9 protein-coding genes are annotated in these 12,860 nt (G+C 65.0%); 1 reads left to right on the top strand and 8 read right to left on the bottom strand.

Annotation, left to right across the window (positions count from 1 at the left end; all coding sequences use genetic code 11):
• Nucleotides 1-47 precede the first annotated feature (47 nt).
• The 4 genes from HMPREF2826_RS03290 to HMPREF2826_RS03275 all read right to left on the bottom strand — a co-directional run bounded on the left by HMPREF2826_RS03290 (nucleotide 48) and on the right by HMPREF2826_RS03275 (nucleotide 3,645).
• Nucleotides 48-1,103 (bottom strand): hypothetical protein, encoded by a 1,056-nt coding sequence (locus HMPREF2826_RS03290; protein ID WP_070639190.1) that lies wholly within the window; start codon nucleotides 1,101-1,103, stop codon nucleotides 48-50.
• Nucleotides 1,104-1,129: 26 nt separating this feature from the next.
• Nucleotides 1,130-1,441 carry a PTS sugar transporter subunit IIB gene (locus HMPREF2826_RS03285; protein ID WP_070639188.1) on the bottom strand — a complete coding sequence of 104 codons (312 nt, stop codon included), beginning with the start codon at nucleotides 1,439-1,441 and terminating at the stop codon, nucleotides 1,130-1,132.
• A gap of 89 nt (nucleotides 1,442-1,530) precedes the next feature.
• Nucleotides 1,531-3,150, bottom strand: a complete 1,620-nt coding sequence (locus HMPREF2826_RS03280; protein ID WP_070639187.1) for a PTS ascorbate transporter subunit IIC — start codon at nucleotides 3,148-3,150, stop codon at nucleotides 1,531-1,533.
• Between the two features lie 30 nt (nucleotides 3,151-3,180).
• Nucleotides 3,181-3,645, bottom strand: coding sequence for a PTS sugar transporter subunit IIA (locus tag HMPREF2826_RS03275; protein ID WP_058270565.1), 465 nt, complete (start codon nucleotides 3,643-3,645; stop codon nucleotides 3,181-3,183).
• Nucleotides 3,646-3,998: 353 nt separating this feature from the next.
• On the opposite strand from HMPREF2826_RS03275, the gene HMPREF2826_RS03270 reads away from it, so the two are divergent.
• On the top strand, nucleotides 3,999-4,778 hold the full coding sequence (locus tag HMPREF2826_RS03270; protein WP_070639185.1) for a DeoR/GlpR family DNA-binding transcription regulator: 780 nt from the start codon (nucleotides 3,999-4,001) through the stop codon (nucleotides 4,776-4,778).
• 21 nt (nucleotides 4,779-4,799) lie between these two features.
• Here HMPREF2826_RS03270 and HMPREF2826_RS03265 read toward each other — a convergent pair whose 3' ends face one another.
• The 4 genes from HMPREF2826_RS03265 to HMPREF2826_RS03250 form a co-directional block, all read right to left on the bottom strand.
• Entirely contained in the window at nucleotides 4,800-5,699 is a 900-nt protein-coding gene (locus HMPREF2826_RS03265) for a YitT family protein (RefSeq protein WP_070639183.1), read from the bottom strand.
• Complete coding sequence (gene prfB / locus HMPREF2826_RS03260) at nucleotides 5,692-6,807, bottom strand: peptide chain release factor 2 (RefSeq protein ID WP_070639181.1); 1,116 nt, start codon at nucleotides 6,805-6,807, stop codon at nucleotides 5,692-5,694. The genes HMPREF2826_RS03265 and prfB overlap by 8 nt, the downstream gene beginning before the upstream one ends.
• Nucleotides 6,808-9,600: a preprotein translocase subunit SecA gene (gene secA / locus HMPREF2826_RS03255; protein ID WP_070639179.1), complete on the bottom strand. Its 2,793-nt coding sequence runs from the start codon at nucleotides 9,598-9,600 to the stop codon at nucleotides 6,808-6,810. It abuts the gene before it with no gap.
• A 122-nt stretch (nucleotides 9,601-9,722) separates the two neighbouring features.
• Nucleotides 9,723-12,725, bottom strand: a complete 3,003-nt coding sequence (locus tag HMPREF2826_RS03250; protein WP_070639177.1) for an AfsR/SARP family transcriptional regulator — start codon at nucleotides 12,723-12,725, stop codon at nucleotides 9,723-9,725.
• Nucleotides 12,726-12,860: the final 135 nt, after the last annotated feature.

Below are 12,860 nucleotides of genomic sequence, written 5' to 3'. Positions count from 1 at the left end.
GCGTGACCTGTCTCCCGCAGGCGGTCTTGGCCTCTGTGACGCGCGCGCTAGGCCGTGACGTCGTACAGGGCCGCCTCGTCAGTCTCACGGTTGGTCGAGATGATGTGGTCTCCGTGCTCGTCGGAAAAGACGCTGACGTTGGCCGGGCCGTGGTCGTGATCGATGATCTCGACCTGGTAGGCGCCATCGTCAACGTACAGGCGCAGAAGGTCACGACCATCCCTGCGGTTTCCCAGGACGGCACAGGGGCTCCCGGCGAGCGTTCCCGACCAAATTGCGTGCAGGAAGGCGCGCTTCTCAGGGTCCTCCCAGACCTTCTGGTAGCTGTCCTCATGCTCGTTGCGATGCCAGACCGAAAGGGTGTCCCCATGGAACGCGGAGATGACGACGAGCTCGTCCAGACCGTCCCCGTCCAGGTCGACCAGGGTCATGTCGCTCGCATGCTCAACCGCCAGGCAGTCCACCTGCCAGGCCTCGCCCATGCGCGCGGGCGGCGTGTAGCGGAAGACGCCGGCAGCCGTTCCCACGAGCGCGTCGGGGCCGTCGGGCACCGCGCTGAACCCGTGGTTCTGAAGCTGATAGGGGGCGACGCACGTCAGCTCGAGCTGATGGTTCTCGTCATAGTCCTCGAGCCTCTCGGGCAGCGGCGCGACATAGACCGCCCCGGGAGTCTTCCAGTCGTCCTTGAACTTGCGGCACGCGGACTTGATCGTGCAGGCGATGAGCCACCTCTGGCCGTCGGCACCCTTGAGGACGCCAAAGCGATGCACGTACGGCAGGTCGCAGAGGACGCTGCGCCTCCAGGAGCCGTCCTGCTGGCGCGTGTACGTGACGATCTTTGCGTCGTCGGCGCCAAAGTTGGGCGAAAAGAACTGGTACGTCGCCATGAGCTGGTCGCCGCGCCCAGGCGTCTGCATGACGGTCATGACGCCGCCGGGACCATCGCAGACGTTCTCCATCGGCGTTCCGTCAAGCCTGAAGCGGCGAATGGGGCCGTCCTTCTCGGTGGCGATGACAAAGCCCGGCACGTCATCGGCGTCAAACAGGCCGATGGCGTAGCACTTGGGCATGTCCGTCGCGATGACCCTCTTTTCGTAGTTCATATGTCGCCTCTCTTTGGGACGCGTCTCTACTTCGCGAACTTCTTGTCGACGCCGGCCTCGATGAACTTCTCCTCGATCTCCTTGTCCGAGAGAACGTTCTTGAGGCCGATGCAGATGACCTTGCCCGAATCTGCCGCGCTCTTGAACATGTTCTCAAAGTTGCGGGGAAAGAGCGCGATGTCAAAGCTCGTGGCGGTCGAGGTACCTTCGGCGAGCGCGCAATGGTGGACCTGCGAGACGTCCATGCCCAGCTTCTTAGCGACGCGCTCGACCGTCAGCTGCATCATCAGGGACGTTCCGGAACCGTTGGCGCAGGCGCATAGGATCTTTGCAGACATGATCTCTCCTCTCGTTGGCGCCCGAGGGCGCACGTGCGACGGCTGGGAACCGACGTTGCGCCGGCCCCCAGCCCAAGTGCTGCTACGACTTACTTTGCGGCGTCAGCCACCTGCTTGGCGAGGGCCGCGTCACGGAGCTCGGCGTACTTGTCATAGTCCTCAACCTCGAGGAAGTACGCGCTCTCGCCGTTCTCGTCCTTGGGGGCCGAACGGTACTGGAGCTGCGGGATGATGAGCAGGAACACGGCGACGATGGCGATGCCGATCCAGCCGGCGTACTTCATGATGACCGTGAAGAGGGGCCAGACGACCGCCCAGTCGAACATGCCGAGGTAGCCGCCGTACTGGTACATCTGCACCCAGGAGGCGATGAGCGCCGAGCCAAAGACCTGGCAGAGGCCGCAGATGAAGGGGATGATCAGGCAGGCCTTGAGCCCTCCCTTGTTGTTCGCAAAGACGCCGAGCGTGGCGTTGTCAAAGAACAGGGGGATGAAGCCGGCGACCACGAGGACGGGGCTCTTGATGAGAATCAGGACGGCGATGGCGATGAACTGCCCGATGGCGCCGGCCATGAAGCCCAGGGTGACGGCGTTGGTGGAGCCGAAGCCAAACGTGACGGCGCAGTCCACGCCGGGCACGGAGCCCTTGAGGAGCTTGTTGGAGATGCCCTGGAAGGACACCGTGAGCTCGGCCACGAAGGTGCGGACGCCAAGCTGGAGAATCGTCAGGTACACGGCAAACTGGAAGCAGTTGTACATGATGTAGAAGACGAAGCTCTTGCCCGCCTTGAGGGCGGCGTTGCCCGTGAGCAGGTACGTGGCGGCCGTCTGGTCCTTGTCAGAGAGCTTGATCAGGAAGTCAGGGCCGATGACGATGAGGATGATGCCAAAGAAGAGCGTCATGAGCAGCGCGGTGGAGACCATATTCTCGTTAAACATGGAGAGCCAGCCGGGAAGCTCGATGTCCTCGAGCTTCTTGTCAAAGATGGAGGTCTTGCCGGGGTTCTTGGCCTGACGGATCTCGTCACGCTTGCGCATCCATCCAGCGGCCTTGGAGGCCAGGAAGATGCCGAACATCTGCTGATGGCCGATGGCGAAGCCGGCGCCCTCGGTAAGCTCCTGGGCGGGGCCGATCGTAAGGTTGGAGCCGACGGCCCAGTATAGGCCCAGAAGAATCGTCATGACGACGAGCGCAGGCACGCTCATGAGGCTGGGGAAGCAGAACATGATGAGCCACAGGGCCGTGGCCGCCTGCTGCACCTGGACGTTGCCCGTGGTGAAGATGGCGCGCAGCTTCGTGTAGCGCTTGAGGGCGACAAGCAGGATGTTGAGAATGTACGCAAACAGAAGCAGCAGCATGTACTGCGAGACGTTGGCGTTGGCCAGGAAGGCGGGGCCGTTGCCGGCCGCGGCCGCCTTGACGCCGGCATCCACGGCGTTGTTGCCAAAGTAGGGGTCGATGACCATGGCGCTCAGGTTGAAGCGCTGGCTGAGCCCGACGGTGATGGGACGGAACGACGAGATGAGCCCGCCCGAGCCAACCGACAGAATCATGTAGCCGACCGACGCCTTGATGAAGCCGGCGAGGACCTCGTACCACTTCTTGCCGAGCAGGCAGTAGCCGATGACGACGATGAAGCCGATGATCCAAGCGGGCTGCGACAGAATGGTCTTGGAGAACCAGTTGACCGCTGCCAGCAGAATGTCCATTTCCTCTCCTAACGGATAGTGCGGGTACGTTTACTCGTCCCCGACAAGCTTGTCAATCTCCAGGAGCTCCTCGGGACTCTCGATCTTAGAGAGCCTGTCGATGACCTCCTCGTTTGACATGACGGCAGCCAGCCGCTGCATGTTCACCAGATGCGACTCCGCGTCGACGTCGCTCAGGGTGAAGAAGACGGTGGCCGTGGTGTCGGGGTCATCCTCGGCACCAAAGTGGACCGGCTCCTTGACCCTCATAAAGCTGATGGCCTCCTTGTTGGTGCCAACTGCGCCCGCGACCGCATGCGGCATGGCGACGCCGGGGATGAGGACGATGTAGGGACCGTGCTCCTCGACGTTCTTGATGAGGCAGTCCGCGTACTCGCTCTCGACGCTGCCGTCCGCCACAAGCGGCTTGATTCCCTCGCGCAGGGCGTCACGCCACTCCAGGGGCCCGTCCACCAGGTTGAAGTGCTTGAGTTCGTACAGCTGAGAAAGAAGCATGTGTTACACCCCCCTTCACGCAGGTCGTCGTCGTATGCGCACGATCGCCAGGTTCAGGAATCTAGAAACGGTCGTGTTCCAGGACCTCTCTCCCTTACCTCTCGCCCCTGATGGTACTTCATGTGAATGTTTATTGCGCTATTTAATTTCCTATTGAATGTTTGTGATGAATGTAATTATTTTATTTTGAGTTCTTTCGTTCATTAAAATGACGGAATGCAGCGATTCCTCTAAAATGTGCTGCTGGTGGACGAATGAAGATTCATGTGGTTTTTTCCGCTCACCCGGGTGAACGGTGCGTTTTGACTGGTGAACGGTACATTGCCATGGTAACGGCGCGGGCAGGAGGCACCATGCGCGTTCATAACAGGCTCGTCAAAAAGCGGCGCGACGCCCTGGTTGACCTGCTGGCCGAGGGAGGAAGGGCGAGGGTCGCCGACCTTGCCGCCTATTTTGACGTCTCGGCTCTCACCATCAGACGCGACCTCGACACGCTTGCCGACGAGGGAATCGTCAGGAGGATGCACGGCTCCGTGGAGCTGATTGACCCCCTCGGGGGACCCATGAACTCACGAGCCATCACGGCCAAGCTCGCCATCGCCCGCGAGGCGGCCCGACTCGTCGAGGACGGGGACACCGTCTTCGTCAACACCAGCTCAACCGCGCTGTCGGTGCTGGAGCACATCACGGCGCAGAACGTCACCGTCGTGACGAACAACGGAAGGGCGCTCCAGCTCACGCTGCCCCCCAACCTCTCCGTCATCCTCACGGGCGGCGACGCCCGTCTACCCAAGTGGTCGATGACCGGCGAGTTCGCGCTCAAGAGCGTCAGGAGCGTCAACGCGGCGAAGGCGATCATGGGCTGCTCGGGCCTCTCCGCCAAGGGGGGCATCACCACGCTCGTGTCGCACGAGACGAGCATCAACTCGCTGATGATAGAGAACGCTGACATGCACATCGTCGTCGCTGACGGGACTAAGATCGGCATGAGCGCCAGCTTCCGCTACGGGACGCCCGACCAGATCGACATGCTCGTCACGGACGAGAGCGCGGACCCCGCCGAGCTCGCCCGGCTCGGGCGCGCCGGCGTGCGCATGGTCATGAAGCCGGGGGAGCGTCTGCTCGACGCCTGACGCGGCGCGGCGCCTATGCCCCTACGAGCTCCCCAGGCGACTGAAGCCCTCGCCAAAGGCCTCGTGAACCTCCGAGACGATCACTATGGCCTCGGGGTCCAGGGAGGCGACGATCTCCTTGAGCCTGACCGTCTCGTTACGCCCGACAACCACCATCAGGACGGGGCGCGCATTGCCGCTCCACACCCCCCGCGCCTGCAGCTCGGTGCAGCCGCGCCCCAGGGTGTAGAGCACCTCGCGCGCGATGTCGGCATGGAGCTCCGAGATGACATAGCACACACGCGCGGTAAGCGGGCCCTCGAGCACCATGTCCAGGACGCGGGCGGCGACATACATGGCAACCCCGGCGTACAGCGCGTTGGTGAGCGAGAAGACAGGAACGGACAGCAGCAGCACCGACCCGTCGACGAGCATGACGAGCACCCCCATGGAACTGCCCGTACGTCGGGCGATGAGCTGGCAGATGAGGTCGGTCCCGCCCGTGTTGCCGCCGCTCATGAAGACGAGCCCGATGCCGGCGCCCGATATGACGCCGCCCCATATGGCGCAGATCAGCAGCTGCCCCTGAGCCGGCACGGGAACGAGGGGCGCGAGGGCGTCGGTGAAGAAGCCCGAGGCCAGGATGCCGACGATGCTCTGCATGATGTAGCTGACGTCCTTCGTGGACACGTAGACGTAGATGAGCAAAAGCGCGTTCATGCCGATGGTCTGGATGCCCACAGGCAGGTTGACGCCCATCTGCGCCGCCACGGCAGACGTGGTCGTCGCCAGGCCCGTGAGCCCGCCCGCCGCAAGGCCGTTGGGAATCTCGAACATGTCGACGCCCAGCGCGTAGATGAACGACCCCGCCAGAATGAGGAAGAGCTTTCGGGCCAGCTCGCGACGAGAGACGCGCGGAAGGGGCAGAAAGGGCCTAGGCATCGTGCCCCCCTCCCACAGCCCATCGATGGTAGCCGACGACAAACCTGTCAAGGTCGCCGTCGACGAGGACGGAGTCCACGTTGCCCGTCTCGACGCCGCTGCGCAAATCCTTGACGAGCTGGTAGGGATAGAGCACGTAGCTCCTGATCTGATTGCCGAAGCCGATCTGATGCTTGGGCCCCCGCAGCTCGTCAAGCTCCGCCTCGCGCTTTGCGAGCTCCAGCTCAAAGAGGCGGCTGCGCAGGATGTTCATGGCGAAGGCCTTGTTCTGGAGCTGGCTCCGCTCGTTCTGGCAGGTGACGACCGTTCCCGTGGGAAGGTGCGTGATGCGCACGGCGGAGTCGGTGGTGTTGACGCCCTGGCCGCCGTGCCCCGAGGCATGGTAGACGTCAATGCGCAGGTCGGCAGGGTCAATGTCAACCTGGACGTCATCAGGCAGCACGGGAAGCACCTCGACGCCGGCGAACGTCGTCTGCCTGCGCCTCTTGGCGTCGGTGGGCGAGATGCGCACGAGCCGGTGGACGCCCTGCTCGCCACGAAGCATGCCGAAGGCGTTCTTGCCGCTCACCGTGAAGGTGGCGCGGTCAAGGCCGATGACCTCCGCGGCGGGGGCGTCGTTGACCGTGACCTTCCACCCTCGACGGGCGCAGTAGGCCTGGTACATCCTAAAGAGCATGCCGCACCAGTCCTGGGCCTCAAGGCCCCCCTGCCCCGGCGTGATGGTGACGATGGCGTCGCCGCCGTCGAACTCCCCCGTGAACCAGCTCGCAAGCTCGAGGTCGGAGAGTCGGCCCTCAAGCTCGGCGATGAGCTCGTCGGCCTCGGCGAGCACGTCCTCCTCACCGGCCTCCCTGCCCAGGTCATAGGCTGCCTGGGCGTCATCAAGCTGCTCGCGCGCCAGGACGAGCTGCGAGATCTCGTCCTTGGCCTGCGTGAGTTCGGACATGACCTTGCTCGCCGCCTCCGCGTCGCTCCAGAAGTCGGTGGAGCTGACCTGACGCTCGAGACGCGCGACGAGGTCGCGCTTCTGGTCTATGCGGAGGTAGCTCTCGACCTCGTCGAGGCGCCGCGCGAGCGCGTCCATGGACGCCTGGGTGACCTCGGCCATCTATGCGTTCCTGCCATGGCAGTGCTTGAACTTCTTGCCGCTCCCGCAGGGGCACGGATCGTTGCGTCCCACCCCCACATAGGGGTTCGGGTCCTCGGACTTGCGGTAGGTCGCGGGCTTTTCGCCTGCGGGCGCGCCGTGCGCCGGGGCCATGTGCGCCGGGGCGCGTCCTTGTGCCCCCGCAGCGCCGCTGCGGGACCCTTGGTCGCCATCTACCTCGGCCGGACCCGAGAAGCGCGCGCCGCGCAGGCTGGCGCCGCCGTCGGCCTCGACGCTGCGGGGCGGTCGTCCCGACGAAATGCCTATGCGCAGGATGGTGCGCAGGAAATCCTCGTACATGGTGCTGACGAGCTCGGTGAACGCGGCGTAGGCCTCCGTCTTGTACTCGACGAGGGGGTCGCGCTGGCCATAGCCCCTCAGGCCGATGCCGGTCTTGAGATAATCCATCTCCTGCAGGTAGGCCATCCAGCGTGTGTCGATGACGCGAAGCATGACCTGGGACGAGAGGGCCTGCATGGCCCCCTCGGGCAGCAGCTGGGACTTCTCCTCGTAGCAGCGGGTGACGTACTCGTCAAACAGGTCGCAGATCTCCGCCTGACTCATGTCGCCCTCGGGCTGGGGGGCATCGTCCCTGCCCGTGAGCTCAGAGACCCACTTGGTGAGGCCCGAGAGGTCCCAGTCGTCCATGTCCTGGTCCTCGGGGCAGTAGACGGCGACGTTGCGCCGCACCGCCTCGTACGTGACCTCGTTCACGTGACCCACCAGGTCCTTGCCGTCCAGGATCTTGTTGCGCTCCTCGTAGATGACCTGGCGCTGCTTGTTCATGACGTCATCGTAGTCCAGGACGTTCTTGCGCATGGCAAAGTTGACCTCTTCGACCTTGTGCTGGGCGCCTTCCACGCCCTTGGTGATGACCTTCGTCTGAATGGGCAGGTCCTCAGGAACGTCGGCTCGCTCGAGGATGGAGGCCACGCGGTTCATCTTCTCGCTGCCGAAGAGGCGCATGAGGTCGTCGTCGAGCGACAGGTAGAACTGCGTCTCGCCGGGATCTCCCTGTCGTCCCGAACGGCCGCGCAGCTGGTTGTCGATGCGCCTGCTCTCGTGGCGCTGCGTGCCGATGACGCACAGACCGCCCGCCGCCTTGACCTCCTCGCGCTCCCGCGCGCAGATGTCCCTGGCCTCGGCGAGCGCCGCGTCAAGTTCCTCCTGGCTGGGCTCCAGGGGCTCCTGCCCCTCGGCGGACTTGGCAAAGTAGCCACGCTCGCGCAGCATCTCGCGGGCGAGCTCGGTGGGGTTGCCGCCCAGCAGGATGTCCGTGCCGCGGCCGGCCATGTTCGTCGCGATGGTCACGGCGCCCCGACGGCCGGCCTGCGCGACGATCTGCGCCTCGCGCTCATGGAACTTGGCGTTGAGGACCTCGAAGTCGCGAATGCCCCTCTTCTGCAGGATGCGCGCGAGGCGCTCCGAGTTCTCGATGGAGACGGTGCCCACGAGGCAGGGCTGCCCCTTGGCGTGGCGCGCCACGACCTCGTCGGCGACGGCGTTGAATTTGGCGTGGGAGTTGCGGTACACCAGGTCGTCATGGTCCTTGCGGATGACGGGCCTGTTGGGCGGTATCGCCTGCACGGGAAGGTGGTAGATCTCGCGAAACTCGGCGTCCTCGGTCATGGCGGTGCCCGTCATGCCGGAGAGCTTGTCATACAGACGAAAGTAGTTCTGCAGGGTGATCGTCGCGAGCGTCTGGTTCTCCTCGCGGACGAGCACGCCCTCCTTGGCCTCGATTGCCTGGTGGAGCCCCTCGGAGTAGCGCCTGCCCTCCATGGCGCGACCCGTGAACTCGTCGACGATCTTGACCTCACCGTCCACGACCATGTACTGCTGGTCGCGATGAAACATGTACTGCGCCTTGAGCGCCTGCTGGAGGTGATTGACCAGCTGGCCCGAGGGGTCGGCGTAGATGTCATCCACACCGAGCTTTGACTCGATCTTGGAGAGCCCCAACTCGGTCGCCGCAATGGTGTGCTTGGCCTCGTCCATCTCATAGTCGACGTCGGCGGTCAGGCCGCGCACGGCGCGCGCGAAGTCCTTGTAGGTGCTGGCCGACTTGGTCCCCACGCCCGAGATGATGAGGGGCGTGCGCGCCTCGTCGATGAGGATGGAGTCAACCTCGTCGACGATCGCAAAGTGATGTCCCCGCTGCACGCGCATGTCGGCCCGGGTCACCATGTTGTCGCGCAGATAATCGAAGCCAAACTCCGAATTGGTGCCGTAGGTGACGTCAGCGGCGTAGGCCGGCCTCTTGGACGACAGGTCCATGCCGTTCTGCAGCAGGCCGACATCCATGCCCATGAAGCGATAGAGCTGCCCCATCCACTCGCTGTCGCGCTTGGCGAGGTAGTCGTTGACCGTGACGATGTGCACGCCCTCGCCCGCGATGGCGTTGAGGTAGCCCGCGAGCGTCGAGACGAGCGTCTTTCCCTCGCCCGTCTTCATCTCGGCGATCATGCCGCTGTTGAGGGCGATGCCGCCGATGACCTGCACGTCAAAGTGACGCATGCCCAGCACGCGCGACGACGCCTCCCTGACGGCGGCAAACGCCTCGGGCAAAAGCTCGTCAAGCGTCTCGCCGGCGGCATAGCGCTCGCGGAAGCGCGCGGTCATTGCCCTCAGCTGATCGTCGTCGATGCCCCTGAAGCGCTCCCCCTGATCGTTGACCAGGTCCTTGATTCGTTCGAACTCCTTGAGCTGCCTACCCGCTCCACGCGAGAGCAGCCTGGTGAACAGATTAGCCATCGAGCCCCTTCTCAGTGCCCGGCGCAGGCCGTGCCCACGCTCAGTTTCCAGTATCACTGTATCAATTGTGACGTGGGGAGGTGCGCGCGGCCGGCCGACCCATGAAAACGGCACCAGCGGTGTCAGGACTCCGGGCAGAGACGTCCTATCGCCTCGGAAAAGGCCTGCTCAAGCGTCCTCGATCGTCGCCGCGCGCCCCGCGCCGTCATGCGCTGGTAGCGCTCGTACATTGACTCCACCTCGGCGACGCGCCCCAGCTGGGCGAGGGCCTCCACCAGCGAGATGGTCACGTCCTCGCGACGAGGCTCCCCCATGAGCGCGTCGCGGGCGAGCAGGGAGGAGAGATACGGCTTGCCCTGCCTGAGCGCCGCCTCGCTGCCGGCTGCCAGGGAGCTGACGTACAGGCGTTGGAGAGCGCGTGCATGTCGGGAGGCAAAGCCCGACACGTCATCCAGGGAGACCGAGGGTCCCGTCCCGTACCAACGTCGCGCCAGACAGGCATGGGTGACCGTCTCGTCGTCGCTGCCGTCGTTGCCCAGGGAGAGGAGGGCCTCCTCGCGGAACATGTCCACGTCGCAGACGATGAGGCTGACGTTGAGCGATATGGTCCCGTCGGTCCGGCTGCTCAGGATGGGCTCTATGCCGCGACGACGCGCACGCAGCACCTTGCGGACCGTTGAGGTCGCCTCGTACAGGCGCTGCTTGCCCCGCTCATAGTCGATCTCGCCCCAGATGGCGGTCAGCGCGTCGCGCTTGGTCGTCTTATGGCCCTTCACCAGGGCAAGAAGGGCCAAAAGGTCACGGGCTCGTCGCGCGACGAGCCGCTCCGGCCCGATGACCTCCCCGTCCACCTCGACCGAGAAGCTTCCCATGATCGTTAGGCGGACGCGTCGGGGACGCTGGGGGTCCTTGCCCCCCTCGCGCGATCCCAGCGCGACGGGCCTCGTCCGTCGTGGCGGGGCCATGCGCGCGGGACAGGGGGATATCGTGGTGCGCTCCACCCTCAGCCAGCTCTTGGGAAGCCCCGAGCGCAGCACGTCCGCGAGTGCGCCGGCATGGCGCAGCATGAGCCTGAGCGTCCAGGCCAGCTCGCGAGGGAAGCTGGAGCGCGCGAGCACGTCCAATCTCACCTGTCGAGGGTCATCGCCCCGGGCGATGGCGCCGGCCATGCGACACAAGTCTCTCACGGGCGACGCCGCGCCTCGTGCCATGGGCTCGCCCGCGCCCGGAACGTCATTCACCCCGAGGCGGGCGACGAGCGCGATGAGCTCGGCGCAGTCACACAGAAACGGCGCGTTCTGGCGCTCGATTAAGGACTTGACCCGTTGGGTGCGAACGATCGCGCGGGCCTGGGCGCCCGACTTGACGTCTCCCATGCCCGCCAACAGGAGCAGAACGGCCTCCACCATCACGTCCCCCTGCGCATGGGAGAGGGAGAGGAGCCGCTCCACGCCGGGTATGCCTAGGGCGTCGCCGAGCAACACGTCCAACGCCGAATCAAGCGTCCGGGCATAGAGGCCGAGACGACCGGGTGACGCCTCCCACAGAAGCGTCCGCGCCTCGTCCAGGTCGCGCCCCTCTTCAGGGGAGCGGCATGACCCCGACAAGGCCTCGGCAAGCAGGAAGTCGACGCAGAGCAGCGCTCCCGGCACGTTGTCGGGCGCCCGTCGCTCCGGACAATCCATCAGGTCGTTGAAGACGTCAGAGAACCGCCCGCCCAGCAGCCGTTCGGTGCAGCGCAGGTGTCGCTCCAGCAGCTCCCCGTGCTCCCCGAGGCCGGCCAGCACGACCTCGTCGAGCGGCGCGGGGGCGAGGCCCGCGAGGAGGTCTCGCTGGCGCTCCATGACCGCAAGGCAGCATCGTGCGCAGTGCTCGCGATCGGACGGCCGCTGTGGGGGTGGCAGAGCCCGTCCCTCGCCATCGCAAGGCAAGACATGTCGCCCGTTGAGCTCCTCGATCGCCCGACCGAGCAGCGCCGGTCGCACGTCCCCGTCATCCGGCCGGTTGCGCGCATGACCCAGGCAGAGGCTCACAAAATCCGTCTTTCCGCGCATGAGAAGCTCGAATCCCCAGCTCATGCCGATATCATAGAAATCGCCTACGTCCGTGACTTGCCGACAGACCTGCTCGGCGCGAACGAACTGACCTCGCGCGCACAGCACCCGCGCGCAGGCGGTGGCAAGCGGGGAGAACGGCGGCAGCATGCTCTTGAGCATGCCCAGGCAGTAGCCAAAGGGTATCTCCTCGGTGACTCCCGCGACCGAGAAGCTCGAGCGGGACAGATCGACGCCCAGCAGCGGGGCCTGATCCTGCTCCCAGGCAAGGAGCTCTGCGTCAAGGCGGCCCAGCAGGACCTCAAGGTCGTCAAAGCTGCCTGACCCCAGCAGGATCATGGCAAGCCGCAACTTGATCTCATCCGGCGGGAGGGAGTCACGAACGTGCGCGATGACCACCCTCCTGAGCGTGCGTGCGAACCTACCGGGGGCGGAGCTGCTCCCAAAGTCGCCCATCCTGGCGCGCTCGTCATCACCCAGCGCGTCGAGAAGCGAGGGGATGCCGTGCGTCAGCTCAGCCAGACACCCCCCGTCGGGCCGAGAGCTGACGACATCCGCCACGTATGACAGCAAGCTCTGGTTGTCAATACGTCGGGCCTCTGAGAGCAGATGGTAGAGGCCGTCAGCCTCGGGAAGAAGACAGACGACGACCAGCGCGCCGGCGGCGACCATGCGTCTCAGCGCCTGAGCCTCTCGACGAACGTCGCCCTCGGTGCCGGACGGGACGCGATCAACGCCGACGGCAACCCTGCGCCCATGCTCCCTGAGGGATACGACGTCGCGACAGAGCCGATTGAGCCGAACGGGGGGCGTCTCCGCGCCGCACGCGTCAAGCGTCGCGCGGCGAATCTGGGCCCCGCGCTGGGCCTCAGCCAAAAGCAGGGCGTCCATGAAGCTCGTCTTGCCCATGCCCGTCTCGGCGCACAGGACAACGAGGGACGCCTCGTCGTCGCACCCCAGGCCACGGGCCATACCGTCGGCCACGCGAAGAAGGGGCGAGCTGATGCGCAAAAACAGGTCGTCAGTGAGGGTCTCATCCCCGGCAGGCAAGCGCTGTTCGTCAATGGACATGGGGCTCTCCCTTCACAACGGCAACAGGTCCCGGCGACGCGGCCGGGTAGCCCTTTATAAATCCTTTACCATTGCTGAAGAGCCGAAAACCCCGGGAGGCCGGCCGGGCGCGAGCTGAAAAGGCGCCAGGGCGCC

The organism is Olsenella sp. HMSC062G07, assembly GCF_001811895.1.
In the GTDB taxonomy this organism is placed as follows: Bacteria; Actinomycetota; Coriobacteriia; order Coriobacteriales; family Atopobiaceae; genus Olsenella_F; species Olsenella_F massiliensis.
The sequence above is the reverse complement of the archived record's forward strand: the minus strand, read 5'-3'. Positions and strand labels throughout refer to the sequence as shown.

Excerpts from the sequence above, each read along its gene's own strand:
- secA (WP_070639179.1), bottom strand. The coding sequence starts at position 9,600 with ATGGCTAATCTGTTCACCAGGCTGCTCTCGCGTGGAGCGGGTAGGCAG.
- HMPREF2826_RS03280 (WP_070639187.1), bottom strand. The coding sequence starts at position 3,150 with ATGGACATTCTGCTGGCAGCGGTCAACTGGTTCTCCAAGACCATTCTG.
- prfB (WP_070639181.1), bottom strand. The coding sequence starts at position 6,807 with ATGGCCGAGGTCACCCAGGCGTCCATGGACGCGCTCGCGCGGCGCCTC.
- HMPREF2826_RS03285 (WP_070639188.1), bottom strand. The coding sequence starts at position 1,441 with ATGTCTGCAAAGATCCTATGCGCCTGCGCCAACGGTTCCGGAACGTCC.
- HMPREF2826_RS03250 (WP_070639177.1), bottom strand. The coding sequence starts at position 12,725 with ATGTCCATTGACGAACAGCGCTTGCCTGCCGGGGATGAGACCCTCACT.
- HMPREF2826_RS03270 (WP_070639185.1), top strand. The coding sequence starts at position 3,999 with ATGCGCGTTCATAACAGGCTCGTCAAAAAGCGGCGCGACGCCCTGGTT.
- HMPREF2826_RS03290 (WP_070639190.1), bottom strand. The coding sequence starts at position 1,103 with ATGAACTACGAAAAGAGGGTCATCGCGACGGACATGCCCAAGTGCTAC.
- HMPREF2826_RS03275 (WP_058270565.1), bottom strand. The coding sequence starts at position 3,645 with ATGCTTCTTTCTCAGCTGTACGAACTCAAGCACTTCAACCTGGTGGAC.
- HMPREF2826_RS03265 (WP_070639183.1), bottom strand. The coding sequence starts at position 5,699 with ATGCCTAGGCCCTTTCTGCCCCTTCCGCGCGTCTCTCGTCGCGAGCTG.